15 protein-coding genes are annotated in these 19097 nt (G+C 71.7%); all 15 read left to right on the top strand.

Translation table 11 applies throughout. The annotated features are described in order from the left end of the window. Nucleotides 1-85 precede the first annotated feature (85 nt). On the top strand, nt 86-1246 hold the full coding sequence (locus QIS99_RS12420) for an acyl-CoA dehydrogenase family protein (protein ID WP_282513278.1): 1161 nt from the start codon (nt 86-88) through the stop codon (nt 1244-1246). Nucleotides 1247-1546: 300 nt separating this feature from the next. After that, a complete protein-coding gene (locus QIS99_RS12415) occupies nt 1547-2578 on the top strand; it encodes an ABC transporter substrate-binding protein (RefSeq protein WP_282513277.1) in 1032 nt (343 codons plus the stop codon). Next, complete coding sequence (locus QIS99_RS12410) at nt 2575-3441, top strand: siderophore-interacting protein (RefSeq protein ID WP_282513276.1); 867 nt, start codon at nt 2575-2577, stop codon at nt 3439-3441. Before QIS99_RS12415 ends, QIS99_RS12410 begins: the two co-directional genes overlap by 4 nt. A gap of 268 nt (nt 3442-3709) precedes the next feature. Continuing rightward, nucleotides 3710-5167 (top strand): pyridoxal phosphate-dependent decarboxylase family protein, encoded by a 1458-nt coding sequence (locus QIS99_RS12405; RefSeq protein WP_282513275.1) that lies wholly within the window; start codon nt 3710-3712, stop codon nt 5165-5167. Then, complete coding sequence (locus QIS99_RS12400; RefSeq protein ID WP_282513274.1) at nt 5151-6449, top strand: lysine N(6)-hydroxylase/L-ornithine N(5)-oxygenase family protein; 1299 nt, start codon at nt 5151-5153, stop codon at nt 6447-6449. The genes QIS99_RS12405 and QIS99_RS12400 overlap by 17 nt, the downstream gene beginning before the upstream one ends. Next, nucleotides 6446-6646, top strand: a complete 201-nt coding sequence (locus QIS99_RS12395; protein ID WP_282513273.1) for a hypothetical protein — start codon at nt 6446-6448, stop codon at nt 6644-6646. The genes QIS99_RS12400 and QIS99_RS12395 overlap by 4 nt, the downstream gene beginning before the upstream one ends. Further along, the gene (locus QIS99_RS12390) at nt 6643-8214 is read left to right on the top strand and encodes a pyridoxal phosphate-dependent decarboxylase family protein (RefSeq protein WP_408909539.1); all 1572 of its coding nucleotides are present in this window, start codon (nt 6643-6645) and stop codon (nt 8212-8214) included. Before QIS99_RS12395 ends, QIS99_RS12390 begins: the two co-directional genes overlap by 4 nt. Nucleotides 8215-8324: 110 nt before the next feature. After that, nucleotides 8325-9683: a lysine N(6)-hydroxylase/L-ornithine N(5)-oxygenase family protein gene (locus QIS99_RS12385; protein WP_408909545.1), complete on the top strand. Its 1359-nt coding sequence runs from the start codon at nt 8325-8327 to the stop codon at nt 9681-9683. An 85-nt stretch (nt 9684-9768) separates the two neighbouring features. After that, nucleotides 9769-11565, top strand: coding sequence for an IucA/IucC family protein (locus QIS99_RS12380; RefSeq protein ID WP_282513272.1), 1797 nt, complete (start codon nt 9769-9771; stop codon nt 11563-11565). After that, complete coding sequence (locus tag QIS99_RS12375) at nt 11562-12116, top strand: GNAT family N-acetyltransferase (protein ID WP_282513271.1); 555 nt, start codon at nt 11562-11564, stop codon at nt 12114-12116. The genes QIS99_RS12380 and QIS99_RS12375 overlap by 4 nt, the downstream gene beginning before the upstream one ends. Further along, a complete protein-coding gene (locus tag QIS99_RS12370; protein ID WP_282513270.1) occupies nt 12113-13360 on the top strand; it encodes an MFS transporter in 1248 nt (415 codons plus the stop codon). Before QIS99_RS12375 ends, QIS99_RS12370 begins: the two co-directional genes overlap by 4 nt. Further along, a complete protein-coding gene (locus tag QIS99_RS12365; protein WP_282513383.1) occupies nt 13263-15035 on the top strand; it encodes an IucA/IucC family protein in 1773 nt (590 codons plus the stop codon). The genes QIS99_RS12370 and QIS99_RS12365 overlap by 98 nt, the downstream gene beginning before the upstream one ends. Beyond that, nucleotides 15035-15844, top strand: coding sequence for an ABC transporter ATP-binding protein (locus QIS99_RS12360; RefSeq protein ID WP_282513269.1), 810 nt, complete (start codon nt 15035-15037; stop codon nt 15842-15844). The genes QIS99_RS12365 and QIS99_RS12360 overlap by 1 nt, the downstream gene beginning before the upstream one ends. Before the next feature lie 34 nt (nt 15845-15878). Beyond that, nucleotides 15879-16868, top strand: a complete 990-nt coding sequence (locus QIS99_RS12355; RefSeq protein ID WP_282513268.1) for an ABC transporter substrate-binding protein — start codon at nt 15879-15881, stop codon at nt 16866-16868. An 89-nt stretch (nt 16869-16957) separates the two neighbouring features. Next, nucleotides 16958-19033, top strand: a complete 2076-nt coding sequence (locus QIS99_RS12350) for an iron ABC transporter permease (RefSeq protein ID WP_282513267.1) — start codon at nt 16958-16960, stop codon at nt 19031-19033. Nucleotides 19034-19097 lie beyond the last annotated feature (64 nt).

Here is a 19097-nt window from a genome sequence, read left to right as displayed (position 1 = left end):
GGCCACAGCCCCAGCCACAGCCGAAGCCCCAGCCGCAGAACACCGAGGCCCACGAGGCCGCCAAGAAAACCGAGGAGTGACCACGATGTCTCTGGACCACCGGCTCTCCGCCGAGCACGAGGAACTGCGCCGCACCGTCGAGGAGTTCGCGCACGACGTGGTCGCCCCCAAGATCGGCGACTTCTACGAGCGGCACGAGTTCCCGTACGAGATCGTGCGCGAGATGGGGCGGATGGGCCTGTTCGGGCTGCCGTTCCCCGAGGAGTACGGCGGCATGGGCGGGGACTATCTCGCCCTCGGCATCGCCCTGGAGGAGCTGGCCCGGGTCGACTCCTCGGTGGCGATCACCCTGGAGGCCGGGGTGTCGCTCGGCTCGATGCCGGTGTTCCGCTTCGGCACCGAGGAGCAGAAGCGGGAGTGGCTGCCGCGGATGTGCTCCGGCGAGATGCTTGGCGCGTTCGGGCTCACGGAGCCGGAGTGCGGTTCGGACGCGGGCGGCACGCGGACGACGGCCGTGCGGGACGGCGACGATTGGGTGATCAACGGCTCGAAGTGCTTCATCACCAACTCCGGTACGGACATCACCGGGTTGGTGACCGTGACCGCGGTGACCGGCCGGACCGAGAGCGGCAAGCCGCTGATCTCGTCGATCATCGTGCCGTCGGGCACGCCCGGGTTCACGGTGGCGGCACCGTACTCGAAGGTCGGCTGGAACGCCTCGGACACCCGGGAGTTGTCCTTCGCGGACGTACGGGTGCCGGTGGAGAACCTGCTCGGCGAGGAGGGCCGCGGGTACGCGCAGTTCCTGCGCATTCTGGACGAGGGCCGGATCGCAATCTCCGCTCTGGCTACGGGCCTGGCGCAGGGCTGTGTGGACGAGTCGCTGCGGTACGCGAAGGAGCGGCGGGCCTTCGGGCGGCCGATCGGGGACAACCAGGCGATCCAGTTCAAGCTGGCCGACATGGAGATGAAGGCGCACACGTCCCGCCTGTCCTGGCGGGACGCGGCCTCGCGCCTGGTGAGCGGGGAGCCGTTCAAGAAGGAGGCGGCGCTGGCGAAGCTGTACTCGTCGACGGTGGCGGTGGACAACGCGCGGGAGGCCACGCAGATCCATGGGGGGTACGGGTTCATGAACGAGTTCCCCGTGGCGCGGATGTGGCGGGACTCCAAGATTCTGGAGATCGGGGAGGGGACGAGTGAGGTGCAGCGGATGCTGATCGCTCGGGAGTTGGGGCTCACTGGTTGAGCCCCAGCCCCCACCGGGCTGCACCGGTCGTCTCTCGCCTGCTGCACCGTCGCGGTTGCTCTCAAGGACTGCGCAGTTCCCCGCGCCCCTAAAAAAGACTGCGCAGTTCCCCGCGCCCCTGAGAAAGACCGCGCAGTTCCCCGCGCCCCTGAGAAAGACCGCGCAGTTCCCCGCGCCCCTCAAGAGGGCCCTTGAGGGCAAGTCGGGGGCTGGACCCGTACCCCAGTGCGACCTTAGGTTAGGTTAACCTAACGCGAGATCGCGCCAGGTTGCCGTCCCGTCCACGAAAGCAGTCACGTCATGCCCCTCTCCCGAGCCGTCCGCCCCTCCCGTCGCAGCCTCCTCGCCGCGGGAAGTGCCGTATCCCTCGGCGCTCTGCTCACCGCCTGCGGTGACAAAAAGGCGGACGGCGGCTCGGAGTCCGGCGGCGGCAAGGAGGGCTCCTGGTCCTTCAAGGACGACCGCGGCAAGACCGTGAAGACGGACGCGGTGCCGAAGAACATCGTGGCGTTCACCGGCACCGCGGCCGCGCTGTACGACTACGGCATCAAGGTCAAGGGTGTCTTCGGCCCGACCAAGGGCAAGGACGGCAAGCCCGATGTCCAGGCCGGAGACATGGACATCAGTAAGGTGGAGATCCTCGGCAACGAGTGGGGCCAGTTCAACGTCGAGAAGTACGCGGCGCTTGCGCCCGAGCTGCTGATCACGGACATGTGGCTGAAGGACGCCCTCTGGTACGTGCCGGACGAGTCCAAGGACAAGATCCTGAAGCTGGCCCCGAGCGTCGCGCTGTGGGCCGCCGAGACCAGCATGCCCAAGGCCCTGCAGCGCCGCGCCGACCTCGCCGAGTCGCTCGGCGCGGACCTGAAGGCGAAGAAGGTCACCGACGCCAAGGCCCGGTTCGAGAAGGCCGCCGAGCGGCTGCGCCAGGCCGCCAAGGCCAAGCCGGAGATCAAGGTCATGATCGGCTCGGCCGGCGCGGACCTCTTCTACGTCTCGCTGGCGGAGACGTCCGCAGACACCCGGTACTTCGAGGAGCTCGGCGTGAAGTTCGTCAGGCCGAAGGTGAACGCGCAGGGCTTCTTCGAGGAGCTGAGCTGGGAGAACGTCGACAAGTACGGCGCGGACGTCATCATGATGGACAACCGCACCTCGGCCATCCAGCCCGCCGACCTCGACAAGTCCAAGCCGACCTGGAAGCAGCTGCCCGCCGTCAAGGCAGGCCAGGTCGTCCCCCGCGTCACCGAGCCGATCTACTCGTACGACAAGTGCGCGCCGATCCTTGAGGACCTGGCGAAGGCCATCGAGGACGCGAAGAGGGTCGCCAAGTGACGGCTGCGCAGAGCGCTTTCGACCCGTACCGGCTGTTCCGGCTTGAGGTCGAGCGGGTGGTGCGGCTGTCGCCGTCGCTCGTGCGGGTCACGTTCACCGGGCCCGGGCTCGGCGCGTTCCGGTCCGGCGGGCTCGACCAGAGCCTGTCGCTGTTCCTGCCGCGGCCGGGCCAGGCCGAGCCGGAGCTGCCGCAGGCCGACGGCCAGGACCCGGCGGGCTGGTATGCGGCGTACCGGGCGATGCCGGAGGACACCCGTGCGGTGATGCGGTCGTACACGGCGCGCGAGCAACGCCGCAGTCCCGCCGAGGAGTTGGACATCGACTTCGCGGTGCATCCGGACGGCGGTCCGGCGTGCGCCTGGGCGGAGCGGGCCGAGCCGGGCGACCGGGTCGCGGTGCTCGGGCCGACGGGCCCGGACAACAGCGGCATACGGTTCCGGCTCCCCGAAGGCGCCGAGTGGGTGTTGATATGGGCCGATGAGACAGCGTTGCCTGCGGCGGCTTCGATTCTGGAGTCGCTTCCGGCCGGAACGAGGGCCAGGGTGTGGCTCGAAGCGCCCTCCTCCAGCGATCAGTTGGAGCTGAAGACTCAGGCCGACGCGGATATCACATGGCTCGTGCGCGAGGTCACGGAGGCGTCGGGTGCGCATCGGACGGAACGGACCGTTGAGGCGGTTCGGGCCGCCTCCTTGCCCGAGGCCCAACCGTACTGCTGGATCGCCGGGGAGGCCGGAACCGTCAAGGCGTTGCGTCGCCACCTTGTCCGGGAGCGGGAATTTGACCGCAGGGCGGTCACGTTCACCGGATACTGGCGGCTCGGCGCCTCCGAAGACGCCCTGCGGACTGAGGCCGAGGCGGGCTAGACACCTGCCACCACAGCCCCCAAAGCACCACAGCCCCCAAACCACCACACCCCCAACCCGATGCCCCCGTACGACGGTCCGTACGGGGGCATCGTCATGCCGCGGCGTGCGCCCGAGCGCCCCTGGCGCGCCCCCCGGTGGGCGAGTGAACCTATGAGCCTGCCATGGAGCAGGGACTTAAGGTTAGGCTAACCTAAGCCCACTGCCTCGGAGCTGCGCCCGCCCCGTGCGGGCGTGGCCCAACGTCCCCTTTCTGGGAGGACCGTTCATGAGTCTCCTCGCGCCCAGGGCCCATCTGCTCAACGGCCTGAACGCGGAGGCCTACCGCCGCTGCATCGCCGAAGGCGCCGACCGCGTCGCGGCCCGAATCGCCGGAGTCCAGGGCCCGTTCACCGGGATCACCCCCGAGCGGCTCGCCCCCACCATCGACGCCGTGGACCTGGACCGCCCGCTGCACGACCCGTCCGCCGCCCTGGACGAGCTCGAAGAGACCTATCTGCGCGACGCCGTCTACTTCCACCACCCGCGCTACCTCGCCCACCTCAACTGCCCCGTCGTCATCCCCGCGGTGCTCGGCGAGGCCGTGCTCAGCGCCGTCAACTCCTCCCTCGACACCTGGGACCAGTCCGCGGGCGCCACCCTGATCGAGCGCCGCCTGATCGACTGGACCGCCCAGCGCATCGGCCTCGGCCCGGCGGCCGACGGAGTGTTCACCAGCGGCGGTACGCAGTCCAACCTGGAGGCGCTGCTGCTCGCGAGGGAGGAGTGCAAGACCGAGGACCCGGCGAAACTCCGGGTGTTCGCCTCGGAGTGCAGCCACTTCAGCGTGCAGAAGTCGGCCAAGCTGCTCGGCCTGCCCGCGGACTCCGTCGTGTCCGTGCCCTGCGACCGCAACAAGCGGATGCTGACCGTCGCCCTCGCCCACGAGCTGGAGAAGTGCGCGCGCGACGGGTTGACGCCGATGGCGGTCGTGGCCACCGCCGGCACCACCGACTTCGGCTCCATCGACCCGCTGCCCGAGATCGCCGAGCTGGCCGGACTGCACGACACCTGGCTGCACGTGGACGCCGCGTACGGCTGCGGGCTGCTCGTGTCGCTGAAGAACCGGCCTCTGCTGGACGGGATCGAGCGGGCCGACTCCGTGACCGTCGACTACCACAAGTCGTTCTTCCAGCCGGTGAGTTCATCCGCAGTGCTGGTCCGGGACCGGGAGACGCTGCGACACGCCACGTACCACGCCGACTACCTCAACCCGCGGCGCACCGTCGCCGAGCGGATACCGAACCAGGTGGACAAGTCGCTGCAGACCACACGCCGCTTCGACGCGCTGAAGCTGTGGATGACGCTGCGCGTGCTCGGCGCCGACGGGATCGGCGAGCTCTTCGACGAGGTCTGCGAGCTGGCCGCGGACGGCTGGCGGCTGCTCGCCCTCGACCCGCGCTTCGACGTGGTCGTGGAGCCGCAGCTGTCGACGCTTGTCTTCCGGTACATCCCGCAGAGCATCGCCGACCCGGCCGAGATCGACCGCGCCAACCTCCATGCCCGCAAGGCCCTGTTCGCCTCCGGGGACGCGATCGTCGCCGGTACGAAGGCGGGCGGGCGGCACTACCTGAAGTTCACCCTGCTCAACCCCGAGACCACCACCGCCGACATCGCCGCAGTCCTCGATCTGATCGCGGGCCACGCCGAGCAGTACCTGGGAGACTCCCTTGTCCGAGCCTCGTGAGAACCGTGAGCCGTACGACCTGATCGGTATCGGCCTCGGGCCGTTCAACCTCGGGCTCGCCTGTCTGGCCGAGCCGCTCGACGAGCTGGACGCCCTGTTCCTCGACTCCAAGCCGGACTTCGACTGGCACTCCGGCATGTTCCTGGAGGGCGCGCATCTGCAGACGCCGTTCATGTCGGACCTGGTCACGCTCGCCGACCCGACCTCGCCGTACTCCTTCCTCAAGTACCTGAAGGAATCAGGGCGGTTGTACTCGTTCTACATCCGCGAGAACTTCTACCCGCTGCGCACCGAGTACAACGACTACTGCCGCTGGGCCGCCGCTCAGCTGCCGTCCGTGCGCTTCGGCACGACGGTCACGGAGGTCGCGTACGAGGACGGGCTGTACGTGGTGAAAACGGCCGCCGGGGACACGTACCGCACCCGGCACCTGGTGCTCGGCACCGGGACGCCGCCGTATGTGCCGGAGGCGTGCGAAGGGATCGGCGGGGACTTCATCCACAACTCCGGCTATGTGCACGCCAAGCGGGACCTGGTGCGGAAGGAGTCGATCACGCTGGTCGGCAGCGGGCAGAGCGCCGCCGAGATCTACCTCGACCTGCTGAGCTCCATCGACGAGTACGGCTACCGGCTCAACTGGGTCACCCGCTCGCCGCGCTTCTTCCCGCTCGAATACACCAAGCTCACCCTGGAGATGACCTCCCCGGAGTACATCGACTACTTCCGGGCGCTGCCCGAGGAGACCCGCTACCGCCTGGAGCGCGGCCAGAAGGGCCTGTTCAAGGGCATCGACGGGGACCTGATCGACACGATCTTCGACCTGCTCTACGAGAAGAACGTCAAGGGCCCGGTGCCGACCCGCCTGATGACCAACACGGCGCTGCAGCAGGCACGTTACGAGCGGGACTCGGGCCAGTACGTGCTCGGCCTCCGCCAGGAGGAGCAGGGCGAGGAGTTCCGGCTGCGCACCGAGGGCCTGATCCTCGCGACCGGCTACCGCTACCGGGTCCCGGAGTTCCTCGATCCGATACGGGAGCGGCTGCGCTTCGACGGCCAGGGCCGCTTCGACGTGGCCAGGAACTACAGCATCGACACCACCGGGCGCGGCGTGTTCCTGCAGAACGCCGGCGCGCACACGCACTCCATCACCAGCCCCGACCTGGGCATGGGCGCCTACCGCAACTCGTACATCATCGCCGAGCTCCTGGGCCGGGAGGCCTACCCCGTCGAGAAGGCCATCGCCTTCCAGGAGTTCGCGGCACCGAAGGGCACCGTCTCATGAGCCTCGACACCTCCCCCGAGGTCACCCCACCCGAGGTCACCCCACCCGAGGACACCCGACCCGAGGACACCCCACCCGAGGACACCCCACCCGAGGTAACCGACCCCACCTCGCCCGAGCCGCCCGACCACCTGCTCGCCCGCCAGGAGCGGCGCGAGTCCGCCGCGGCGCTGCGGGACGCGGAGCGTGCCGAGTGAACGACGAGGAGATCACCAAAGCGGCCGTGCATCCCGCGAGCGTCGCCGGGTCCACTGAAGGGCCCGCCGCACTCGGCCCGTTGACGGACATCGTGCTCGGCGCGCTCGCCGACGGCGCGGTGGAGCGCGGCGGACCGCTCCCGGCGGGCGGCCCGGACGCGGTCGCCGCCGACGTACGGGCCCACTGTTCGCCCGTACTGCCCGTGGACGGCATCGGGGCGGAGGCCGCGCTGCGCGGACTGGTGCAGGCCGTGGCGCGCGGCGCCGCCGACCCGTCCGACCCGCACTGCGTGGCGCATCTGCACTGCCCGCCGCTTGCCGTCGCGGCGGCGGCCGACCTGGCGGCGTCGGCGCTCAACCCGTCGATGGACTCCTGGGACCAGGCGCCGGCGGCCGGTGCCGTCGAGGAGGAGGTGACCAAGTCCCTTGCGGAGCTGGTCTATCCGGGCCCGGGCGAGCCGCCGGACGCGCTGATCACCAGCGGCGGCACCGAGTCCAACCTGGTGGCGCTGCTGCTCGCGAGGGAGCGCGCGCGGGCGGCCGGGGAGCGCACGGTGCAGGTGGTGTGCGGGGCGAACGCGCACCACTCCGTGCAGCGCGCCGCCTGGATGCTGGGCCTGCCGACCCCGGCGCTTGTGGACTGCCCGGCGGGCCGGATGGACCCGCGTTCCCTGGACCAAGTGCTCGGCGCGTACGCCGGGATGCCGGTGCTCGTCGTCGCCACCGCGGGCACCACGGACGAGGGTCTGATCGACCCGCTGCCCGAGCTCGCCGACGTCGCGGCCGGGCACGGCGCCGAGCTGCACGTGGACGCCGCGTACGGCGGACCGCTCCTTTTCAGCGACGCCCTTGCGCCCCGGCTCGCGGGGATCGAGCGGGCCGCGTCGGTCACGTTCGACCTGCACAAGCTGGGCTGGCAGCCAGTCGCGGCGGGCATTCTCGCGGTACGGGACGCCCGTGACATCGGCCATCTGTCGTTCCAGGCCGACTACCTGAACGCGGACGACGACACCGAGGCGGGCCTGCCGGACTGGCTCGGCCGGTCCATTCGCACCTCGCGCCGCCCGGACGCCCTGAAGATCGCGGTGACGCTGCGCGCCCTTGGCCGCAGGGGCCTGGGCGACCTGGTGGAGCACTGCGTGCGGACCGCCCGGGAGTTCGCCGCGGCCGTCGAGGCGCACCCGGAGCTGCGGGTGCGGGCCGGTGAGCCGGGCATCAGCACGGTCCTGTTCCGCCCGCGCGCCGCCGACGCGCTGCCCGCGGCGGAGGGGGACGCCCTGGTCGCGGCGGTACGGCGGCGGCTGCTCGACGACGGGCGCGGCGTGGTCGGCCGGGCGGTCGCCGAGGACCCCGAAACCGAGGGCGGCGAACGGAAGTTGTGGCTGAAGGCCACGCTGCTGCACCCGCGCACGGGCGCCGCCGACCTCGCGGCCCTGCTGAAGCTGGTCGCGCACTGCGCGGCCGAGGAGAGCGCGGCCGCCGCCCCGCGCCCCGCCCCCGCCCCCGTACCTCCGCAGTCCACCGCAGACCTCCGGACCCGGACCCGCACCCAGGGAGTCCCCCAGTGAGCACCGCACCCGACGCAGACACCTACGAACAGGGCTACGAAGAGAGCTACGAAGAGGGCTACGAAAAGGGCTACGAAAAGGGCTACGAGGAGACCTTCGACCTGGTCGGCGTGGGCATCGGCCCCTTCAACCTGTCGCTCGCCGCGCTCGCCGACGGCGTGCCGGGCCTGCGTACCGCCTTCCTCGAACAGCGCACGTCGTTCCACTGGCACCCGGGCCTCCTCATCGAGGGCGCCACGCTCCAAGTGCCGTTCCTGGCGGACCTGGTGAGCCTGGTGGAGCCAACCAGCCCGTGGTCGTTCCTGAACTACATCAAGACCCGGGAGCGGCTGTTCCCGTTCTACTTCGCGGAGCGGTTCCACATCCAGCGCGCCGAGTACGACGCGTACTGCCGCTGGGTCAGCGGTCAGCTGCCGTCGTGCCGGTTCGGGCACCAGGTGGACACGGTGCGCTGGGACGCGGGGCGCGGCGCGTTCGAGGTGGGCTTCACGCGGCTCGACGCGGACGGCGGCGCGGAGGGCGTGGGCCGCTTCTTCGCCCGGCACCTCGCGCTCGGGGTGGGGACGGCGCCGAAGGTCCCGCAGGCCCTGCGCGCCCTGGCCGACGACCCGGCGGCGCCGGTGTGGCACTCGGCCGAGTACCTGGCGCGGCGCCCGGAGCTGCTGGCCGCCGAGCACATCACGGTGGTCGGCTCGGGCCAGTCGGGCGCGGAGGTCTTCCTCGACCTGCTCCGGCACCGCCCGCAGGGCAACGAGGGCCTGACCTGGCTCGCCCGTACGGAAGCCTTTGCGCCGATGGAGTACAGCAAGCTGGGCCTGGAGCAGTTCACGCCGGACTACACGCGCTACTTCCACGGCCTGAGCGAGCCAGTGCGGGACGAACTCATGCCGCGGCAGTGGCAGTTGCACAAGGGCGTCAGCGGGGACACGCTCGGCGAGATCCACGACGAGCTGTATCTGCGCACCCTGGACGGCGGCTGGCCGGACGCCGCGCTCACCCCGGGCGTGGCCGTGGAGTCGGCGGAGCGCAGCGGCGGCCGGCTCCGGCTCGGCCTCAGCCACGCCCAGCAGCGCGCCGAGGCCCACCTGGTGACGGACGCCGTGGTGGCCGCGACGGGGTACGCGGAGCGTCCGGTGGACGGCCTGGTCGAGCCGCTGCTCCCGCACCTGGCGCGGGACGGCTCGGGCCGCCCGCACATCGACGCGCAGTACCGGCTCGCCCTCGACGAGGAGGTGGGCGGTTCGGTGTACGTGCAGAACGCGGAGCGGCACACGCACGGGGTGGGTGCGCCGGATCTGGGCCTCGCCGCCTGGCGGTCCGCCGTGATCCTCAACTCCCTGACGGGCAAAGCGTTTTACCCGCTGCCCGAGCGGACGGCGTTCACGTCCTTCGGGCTTGCGCCCGCGGGCGCGCGGCCGGCGCGGGAAGCGGCACAGGAGAGCGGACACCAGGGCTTGCGCGCCAAGTAAGCCTTACCTAAGTTATTCATCGGGCCGTCCGAACCGTCGTCACACCACACGGCCGTCGGACCGCTCGCTACAGGAAGAGAAAGACATGAGCAGCTCGCCGCCGGCCACCGCAGACACCGCGACCGCGGTCACCGCGACCGCCGACACCGCCGCCGCTGACACCGCCGACACCGCGACCGCCGACACCGCCGCCGACGCCGCCGCCACCGAGAACCTGCTGCGCTGCTGGATCCGCGAGACCGCGGTGCCCCGGCCCGCCGACGACCTCCTGACGGTGCCCCTGCCCGCCTCCGGCGTCACGGTCGAGGCCCCCGTCCGGTACTGGTCGCCCGTCGGCTGGCACCGCTTCGGCCCCGCCCACGTGCAGGGCACCGGCACCCCGCTCGCCGCGTCCGCGCTCGCCGCCCTGATCGCGGTCGAGACGGCCGCCGCGGACCCGGCCCAGGTGGCCGACCTGACGGGGCGGGTCGCCGACTCCACGCGCCGTACCGCGGAGTTCGTGCGGCAGCGCGCCGGGCAGCCGGCCGACCCCGAGGGCACGACCGCGTTCCTCGCCGCCGAGCAGGCCCTGATCACCGGGCACCCGCTGCACCCCACGCCGAAGTCCCGCGAGGGCTTGACGGACGCCGAACTCGGCGCTTACTCCCCGGAGTTGCGCGGCTCGTTCGCGCTGCACTGGTTCGCCGCCGACCCGTCGGTGATCAGCGCCGACTCGACGCTCGCGGGCCGCACCGCGCAGGGCCTGATGACCGAGCTGGCCGAGGATTCCGTACGGGCCCCCGAAGGCACCGTCCTCGTACCGGCGCACCCGTGGCAGGCCAAGGACATCGTCACCCGGCCCGCCGTGCGCGCCCTCCTCGACGCCGGGCTGCTGCACGACCTGGGCCGGGCAGGACCCGAGTGGTCGCCGACGTCCTCCGTACGCACCCTGTACCGCGCCGACGCCCCGGTGATGCTGAAGTTCTCGCTCGGCCTGCGCATCACCAACTCCCGGCGCGAGAACATGCGCGTGGAGCTGGAGCGCGGCGCCGCCGTCGACCGGCTGCTCGCGGCCGGGCTCGGGGACACGCTGCGCGCCGAGCACCCCGGCTTCGACATCGTGCGGGACCCGGCGTGGATCGCCGTGGACGCCACCGACGGCTCCCCGACGGGCCTGGACGTCGTGGTTCGCGACAACCCGTTCCCGGCCTCGGAGCCCGTCCAGGCGGTCTGCGCGGCGGGCCTGGTCGCGCCCCGGCCCGACCTCGGCCCGGACGCGCCCTCACAGCTCGCGACCGTGGTGCGCGGCCTCGCCGAGCGCACCGGCCGCAGCATCACGGACGTGGCCGAGGACTGGTTCGACCGCTACCTCCAGCACATCGTCACCCCCGTCCTGTGGCTGTACGCCACATACGGCCTGGGCCTGGAGGCGCACCAGCAGAACACCCTGGTCGTCCTCGACGAGGAGGGCCGGCCGGCCGGCGGCCGCTACCGCGACAACCAGGGCTATTACTTCTCCCCCACCCGCTCCACGGCCCTCTACGGCTGGGTCCCGGAGGTGGGCCGGGACCTCGGCACGTACGTCGACGACGAGATCATCGACGAACGGCTCGCCTACTACGTCGGCATCAACAACATGCTCGGCATGGTCGGCGCCCTCGGCTCGCAGGGCCTCGCCGACGAGGACGCGCTTCTGCGCCGCGCCGCCGACACCCTCGGCAAGCTGGCCGCCGAGCACGGCGACCGGCTCCGCCTCGCCACCACCCTGCGTACGGCCGCGACCCTGCGCTGCAAGGCCAACCTGCTCACCCGCGTGCACGGCATGGACGAGCTGACCGGCCCCCTGGAGGCCCAGTCGGTGTACGTGGACCTCGCCAACCCCCTTGCCGGAGCGGCCCGATGACCACGACCTCCACGGCCGGCGCGATGCGGACCGACCTCGACGAGGGCGTGTTCACGCTGCGCGCCGTCGACCCGGTCGGCGATCTGGCCGACGTGCACGGCTGGATGAACGACCCTGAGGTGGCGCGCTTCTGGGAGATGCCGCTCCCGGAACAGCAGATCGAGGCCTACCTGCGCGAACAGCGCGCCAGCACCCACTCGACCCCGTACCTGGGCTGCGTCGACGGTACGCCGATGAGCTACTGGGAGCTGTACCGCGCCGACCTCGACCCGCTCGCCGCGCACTACGCGGCCAAGCCCCGCGACGCGGGCGTCCACCTTCTCCTCGGCCCGTCCGCTTTCCGCGGCCGCGGCCTCGGCGCCCGGCTCCTGCGCGCGGTCTCGGACTGGCAGCTCGCGGTCCAGCCGTACGCGGAACGCGTCGTCGCCGAACCCGACGTGCGCAACGTCCGCTCGGTGCGCGCCTTCGAGCGTGCCGGGTTCCGCAAGGTCCGCGAGCTGGACCTGCCGGACAAGCGGGCCGCGTTCATGGTCCGCGAGCGCAGCGCGTGAACCGGGGGGTGCTGCTGTGCGCGGCCGGCCTGCACATGGCCACGCAGTCGGCGCTCGCGCCGTTCTACCCGAAGCTGTTCCGGGAGGCGTTCGGCGTGCGTGAGTTCGGCGCGACCGGCGGCTTCCTGATGGTGTGCCAGCTGGCGGCGATCTTCGCCCTCCCCCTCTGGGGCCGGGCGACCCGCCGCTACCCGCTGGCCCGCCTGGTCACGGCCGGCCAGAGCGCGGCGGTACTCCTGGCGGCGTCGCTCGCCCTGGCCCCGGACTTCACGACGTTCACGGTCCTTTCCGTGCTGCTGATCGCGGCGAAGTCGGTGGTGCTCCTGGCGTACCCGTCCATCGCCCGAAGCCACGGCAAGGGCCTCTTCCCGGGGGTCCTCCAGTACGTGGCGGTCCTGCACGCGGCCTCCATCGCGGCGACGCTCCTGGGCACGGTGGTGGTGACGGTCCCGAACCCGAGGACGGCACTCCCGCTCCTTGCGGTGGCGGAACTGGGCCTGCTGCTGCTCGTCACCGCTGTAGCCGCTGTGGGCAGGCGTTCCGCAGGGCGATGGGCACAGCCCACGGCGCCGGGTGCGCAATCGGACAAGCCCAGGGTGGCCCACCTTGCAGCGTTCGTCCTCGCGTACGCCGTCGCCGTCTACGCCGTACGCCCGTACTTCACCGAGTACGCAACCGCCGGAGGCAGCAGCACGCAAGAGGCCGCACTCCTCTTCGTACTCCCCCACATCGCCGTACTGGCCGTACTCCCCGCAGCAAGCGCCCTGCGCAACAGGCTCGGGAGCGCCCTCCTCCCCACCGCCCTCGCCCTCGGCGCAGCCGGCCTGGCGTGGCAGGCGATGACCGCGGACCCAGTGGTCCTGGGCGCCGCCCGGGTCCTGTTCGGCGCCGCCCTGGGCCTCAGCCAAGTGACCCTGGACCACAGGGTGTTGAAAACCTCGGGCAACAGCGCTTCGTACAGCCTCATCGCCACCGCCCAGACCGCAGGTCTCCTCCTCGCCCCCCTCCTCGCCACCTTCACCGCGAAAGCCGACCTCACCGGCCCCCTCCTCGCAGGCGCGGCCCTCCTCACACTCCTCGCCCTGCTCACCCCGACCGAAAGGCACGACCCGCATGAGCACGCACCCCGTCCCCGAACTCCACGACGTGTCGCCGGAGTCCTGGCGCGAGGCGAATCGTCGGCTGCTCGCCAAGACCCTGTCGGAGTTCGCGTTCGAGGAACTGATCAAGCCCGAAGCGCTTGAGGGCGGCCGCTACCGGGTCGACCTGGACAGCGGGGTGTCGTACGTCTTCGCGGCGACACAGGGCGCGCTCGGCGGTTGGCAAGCCGACAAGGATTCAGTCACCCGCGGCGCCGCCGGTCTGCTCGGCAACGAGATATCCACCCCGGCCTGGGACGCGCAGCAGTTCCTGGTCGACTGCGCGGACACCATCGGCACGGACGCGCCGACCCTCGGCATGTACCTCACCGAGCTGTCCGCGACCCTCGCCGTGGACGCCGCCCGGATCGAGCACGGCGGTGCGAGCGCGGCCGAGCTGGCCAAGCTGGGCCATGCCGAGCTGGAGTGCCACATGACGGGCCACCCCACGCTCGCCGCGAACAAGGGCCGCATCGGCTTCTCCGCCTCGGACGTGCGCGCGTACGCCCCCGAGTCGCAGCAGCTCGTCCAGTTGCAGTGGATCGCCGTGCACCGCGGTCTCGCCGAGTTCCGCGGCACCTCGGAGCTGAGCGAACAGGGCGTCGCCGCCCACGAGTTGGGCCCGGAGGAGATCCGGAGCTTCCGTACGGTCATCGAGGCGCGCGGCTGCGACCCGGACGCGTACGTGTGGATGCCCGTGCACCCCTGGCAGTGGGACCACGCCGTGCAGGTGCTGTACGCGGGCGAGGTCGCGCAGGACCGGATCATCCCGCTCGGCGCGTCCAAGGACGGCTACCTGCCGCAGCAGTCGGTGCGCACCATGACGAACATGGCGAAGCGTGAGCGGTACGACGTGAAGCTCCCGCTGAAGATCGTCAACACCCTGATCTGGCGCGGTATCCCGCCGCACTGCACGCAGGGCGCCCCCGTCACCACCCAGTGGCTGACCGGTCTGCTCGACAAGGACCCGGTGCTCCGCGACGACCTGCGGACCGTGTTCCTCGGCGAGATCGCCTCGGTGACCGTGCGCCACCCGTACCTGGACCGCGTCCCGGACATGCCGTACCAGCACCTGGAGGCGCTCGGCTGCATCTGGCGCGACTCGGTCTCCTCCCGCAAGGACGAGAACGAGCGGGTCCGCACCTTCGCCTCGCTCCTGCACGTCGACGAGCAGGGCACGGCCTTCGCCGCCGAACTCGCCCGCGCCTCCGGCCTGTCGGCCGAGGACTGGCTGCGCAGGCTCTTCGAGACGGTTCTGCACCCGGTGCTGCACGTGATGTACACGTACGGCATCACGTTCAACCCGCACGGCCAGAACACCCTGATCGGATACGACGAGAACGACGTCCCGCGGCGCCTGTTCCTCAAGGACTTCGTGGACGACGTGTCGGTCACCCACACCCCGGTCCCGGAGCGCGGCCCCGAGCCGGACGGCTACGACCACGTGCTGCCGCGCAAGAACCCGATCGTGATCCGCCAGCACGTCGTCGACCAGCTGCTCCTCGGCCACTTCCGCTACCTGGCCCCCCTTGCCGCCGAGCAGCTGGGCGTGGACGACGCCAAGTTCTGGCAGCTGGTACGGGACGCGGTGCTCACGTACCACAAGCAGTTCCCGGAGAAGGCGGACCGGTTCGCGGAGTTCGACATGCTCGCCGACGCCTTCCCGCGCTACCCGTTCAACACGGACCGCCTCGTCGTCACCAAGTACGTGGACCGCGCCCTGCGCCACGCCCTGCGGCCCAACGGCACCGTCCCCAACCCCCTTGCGGAGCAGGCCTGATGAGTGTCGAGATCAGCGCGAAGGGCCTCACCCTCGGGCACGGGGGTGAGCCGGTCGCCCGGGACATCGACCTGGAGCTGACGCCGGGCGAGGTGACCGCCCTGGTCGGCCCGAACGGCTCCGGCAAGTCCACGCTGCTGCGCGCCCTGGCCCGGCTGCACGCCCCGCAGTCCGGCGCGATCGTCCTGGACGGCCGGGACCTGGACGCGTACAAGCCGCGCGAACTGGCCCGCAAGCTCAGCTTCCTGACCCAGTCACCGCTGATCCCGGCGGGCGTCACCGTGCAGGAGCTGGTCGCGTACGGCCGCCACCCGCACCAGGGCGTCCTGGCCCGCTCGACCAGCGAGGAGGACCGGGAGGCGATCGGCTGGGCGCTCGACGCGACCAAGCTGCACCCGCTCGCCGAGCGCCCCCTGGACCAGCTGTCCGGCGGCGAGCGGCAGCGTGCCTGGATCGCGATGGCCCTGGCCCAGCGCACCGGGCTGCTCCTCCTGGACGAGCCGACCACATTCCTCGACATCCGCTACCAGATCGAAGTCCTGCGTCTGGTACGGAAGTTGGCGGACGAGCACGGCATCACCGTGGCCGTCGTCCTGCACGAGCTGAACCAGGCCGCCGCGTACGCCGACTCCATGGCGGTGCTCGCGGGCGGCCGGATCGTGGCCCGCGGCGAGCCCGCCGAGGCGCTCACCGTCGACACGATCCGTACGGCCTTCGGCATCGAGACGACGGTCTCCCTCGACCCGCACACAGGTGTCCCCACCTGTCTGCCGACGTGGCGCGAGCCCGCGCCCGCGGCTGCCTCCTGATCCGCTCACCCACTCCCGCTTAGGAACCGCATCCATGCGCAGAACCCTCACCGCCCTGCTGGCCGCGACCACCCTCGCCCTCACCGCCTCCGCCTGCGGCTCCGCCGCGGAGCAGGCCGGGGGCGGCGGCTCCGACAAGAAGGACACGGCGGGCTCCGGCAAGGGCTCGATCACCGTCAAGGACATCAAGGGCGAGCAGAAGCTCGACGGCCCGGCGAAGAAGGTCGTCGCCCTGGAGTGGACGTACGCCGAGGACCTGCTCGCGCTCGGCGTGCAGCCGGCCGGTGTCGCCGACATCAAGATGTACGACCAGTGGGTGACGGCGGGGCCGCGCTTCGACAAGTCCACCAAGGACGTCGGCACCCGGCAGGCGCCCAGCCTGGAGTCGATCAAGGCGCTGAAGCCGGACCTGATCGTCACGTCGAAGATCCGCTCCGAGGCCAACCTCAAGCAGCTGAAGGAGATCGCGCCGACGCTGATGTTCGACCCGTACGCGACGGACAGCGAGTTCGAGGAGATGCGGGCGACGCTGAAGACCCTCGGCACCGCCACCGGCAAGGAGGACGCGGCGGACCAGGCGCTCAAGGACCTGGACAGGAAGATCGCGGCGGCGAAGAAGAAGGTCGCCGACGGCGGCAAGGACGGCGAGAAGGTCACCGTCGCCCGCGGCTACACCACCGACGGCGCCGCCACCGTGGAGATCCTCACCGAGTCCACCATCCCGGGCGCGCTGCTGCCGAAGCTCGGCCTGAAGAACGGCTGGAACGGCAAGGCGGACGCGTACGGCATGAGCAAGGTGGACATCGAGGGCTTCAAGCCGGTCGAGAAGTCCTCGCTCGTCTATGTCGCCGCGAAGGACGACGACGTGTTCGCCAAGTCACTGCCGAAGAACGCCCTGTGGAACAACCTGGACTTCGTGAAGGAGGACCGCGTGCACGCCCTCGACCCGGGCACCTGGTTCTTCGGCGGCCCGTACTCGACGGCCCAGGCGGCCGACGAGATCGCCACCGCCCTCACCAAGTGACCGCCGACCAAGTGACCGCCGACCAAGTGACCTCCGCCCGGGTGCACCTCTGCCCGGGTGACCTCTGACCCACTGATCGAACAGGATCGATGACCTCCACAGCTCCTGAGAAGCCCGTGGACGCGGCCGGATCCGCGCCGGTCCGGACAGCCCGTTCACTGTCCGGGCCGGTCGCGGTCGTTCTGGGCGGTGTCCTCGCGCTGCTTCTGGTGACGGCGCTCCACCTCGGCCACGGCCGCAGCGACACCGGCCTGTTCGACCTGGTCCGGTTGCTCTTCGGCTCCGACGACGCGGACGTGCGGTCCGTGCTGCTCGGCGGCCGGCTGCCGCGCACGCTCGCGGGTCTGGCGGCCGGTGCCGCGTTCGCCCTGTCCGGCGCGCTCCTGCAGTCCTCCGTACGCAATCCGCTGGCCGCGCCCGACACGCTCGGGGTGACGGCGGGCGCCTATCTCGCGGTGGCGGTCGCCGCGATCACCGGCCTGTCGCTCGGTGATCTGCCGCGCGGCGGCGTCGCGTTCGTCGGCGGGCTGCTCGCCGCCGCGCTCGTGCACACGGTCGCGGGCGGCGCCCGGGGCCGGCCCGCGCACCTGGTCCTCGCGGGCGTCTCCGTCACCCTCGCCCTGTCGTCGGTGACGGCCGTGCTCGTCATGCTGTTCCAGGAGGAGACCGGCGCGATCTTCTTCTGGGGCCACGGCTCCCTCGCGGTGGCCGACAGCGACCGCTCCCTGGCCGTACTCCCGCTGCTCGGCGCGGGGTTGCTCGCCGGGCTGCTGCTCGCCCGCTCCCTCGACATCCTCGGCACGGGCGACGAGACGGCCCGCGCACTCGGTGTGCACGTGGGCCGCACGCGCATGCTGACGGTGCTGCTCTCCGTCCTCATGGCGGCGATCGCGGTCTCGGTGACCGGCCCGATCGGCTTCATCGGCCTGGCCGCCCCGCACCTGGTGCGGTTCGCGGGCGTACGCAAGCACGCCGTGCTCCTGCCCGCCGCGATGCTGTGGGGCGCGACGCTGCTCCTCGCCGCCGACCTGCTCGCCCGCGTCACGTCCCCGACGGGCAACGAGGTCCCGGCCGGCGTCGTCACGGCCCTCTTCGGCGCGCCGGTCTTCCTGTGGCTGGCCCGCCGCCTGCCCGCCGAACCGGCCGCGCCGGGCACGGTGCTGTCCCCCGGTCGGCGCCGCCTGTCCTTCCCGGCGGTCCTCGCGACGGGCAGCGCCGTGCTGTGCGTGGCGCTGTACGCGGGACTCGTCCTCGGCGACGTATCCGTCCCCTGGCCGCAGATCCCGCAGATCCTCACCGGCGGCGGGGACGCACTCCTCGGCCCGGTCGTCCTGGAGTACCGCCTGCCCCGCCTCCTCGTGGCCGCACTGGCGGGCGCGCTGCTCGCGGTCGCGGGCGGCATCGTCCAGACGGTCTCCCGCAACCCGCTCGCCGACCTGACGGTGATGGGCGTCAGCGGCGGCGCGGGCTTCGGCGCGGCCCTGATCCTCGTGGCCCTGCCGACCGTCCCGTACGCGCTGCTCCCGGTGGCGGCCCTGGTCGGCGGCACGGCGGCGTTCGCGCTCACCTACGGGCTGTCCCGCCGGCAGGGGTCGGTGGCCCCGGAACGCCTGGTCCTGGTCGGCATCGGCTGCTTCGCGCTGACGACGGCGGCCACCAACTACCTGGTGTCGGGCGCCCGTTTCCAGGTCGCGCAGGCCCTGACGTGGCTGTCGGGCTCGACGTACGCGCGGGACACGACGGACCTGTCCCTCCTGGCGGTGGTGGCGCTGGCCGGCATCCCCCTCCTGCTCCTCTCCTTCCGCCGCATGGACCTCCTGGCCCTCGGCGAGGACACCCCGCGCACCCTCGGCATCCCCCTGGAGCGCACCCGCCTCGCGGTGCTCGCCCTGGCGGTGGCGCTCGCGGCGTGCGCGGTGGCGGTGGTCGGCACGGTCGCCTTCGTCGGCCTGGTCGCCCCGCACGCCGCCCGCATGCTCACGGGCTCCCGCACCCACCGCCTCCTGCCCACGGCGGCGGTACTCGGCGCGACCCTGATGGTGGCGGCGGACGTGACGGGCCGCGTGGTGCTGGCCCCGGCGGAGATCCCGTCGGGGTTGCTGGCCGCCCTGATCGGAACGCCCTATTTCGTATGGCAGTTGAGGCGGGGGCGGCGGGCGTCGTAGCGCGGCCGCCGGTTCGGATTCCGGCCCCGGGGAGACGGTCCTCCCGGAGACGGTCCTCCCGGGG

It is taken from the genome of Streptomyces solicavernae, assembly GCF_029968095.1.
Taxonomy (GTDB): domain Bacteria; phylum Actinomycetota; class Actinomycetes; order Streptomycetales; family Streptomycetaceae; genus Streptomyces; species Streptomyces solicavernae.
The sequence above is the reverse complement of the archived record's forward strand: the minus strand, read 5'-3'. Positions and strand labels throughout refer to the sequence as shown.

Excerpts from the sequence above, each read along its gene's own strand:
- QIS99_RS12420 (WP_282513278.1), top strand. The coding sequence starts at position 86 with ATGTCTCTGGACCACCGGCTCTCCGCCGAGCACGAGGAACTGCGCCGC.
- QIS99_RS12415 (WP_282513277.1), top strand. The coding sequence starts at position 1,547 with ATGCCCCTCTCCCGAGCCGTCCGCCCCTCCCGTCGCAGCCTCCTCGCC.
- QIS99_RS12405 (WP_282513275.1), top strand. The coding sequence starts at position 3,710 with ATGAGTCTCCTCGCGCCCAGGGCCCATCTGCTCAACGGCCTGAACGCG.
- QIS99_RS12395 (WP_282513273.1), top strand. The coding sequence starts at position 6,446 with ATGAGCCTCGACACCTCCCCCGAGGTCACCCCACCCGAGGTCACCCCA.
- QIS99_RS12380 (WP_282513272.1), top strand. The coding sequence starts at position 9,769 with ATGAGCAGCTCGCCGCCGGCCACCGCAGACACCGCGACCGCGGTCACC.
- QIS99_RS12375 (WP_282513271.1), top strand. The coding sequence starts at position 11,562 with ATGACCACGACCTCCACGGCCGGCGCGATGCGGACCGACCTCGACGAG.
- QIS99_RS12360 (WP_282513269.1), top strand. The coding sequence starts at position 15,035 with ATGAGTGTCGAGATCAGCGCGAAGGGCCTCACCCTCGGGCACGGGGGT.
- QIS99_RS12355 (WP_282513268.1), top strand. The coding sequence starts at position 15,879 with ATGCGCAGAACCCTCACCGCCCTGCTGGCCGCGACCACCCTCGCCCTC.
- QIS99_RS12350 (WP_282513267.1), top strand. The coding sequence starts at position 16,958 with ATGACCTCCACAGCTCCTGAGAAGCCCGTGGACGCGGCCGGATCCGCG.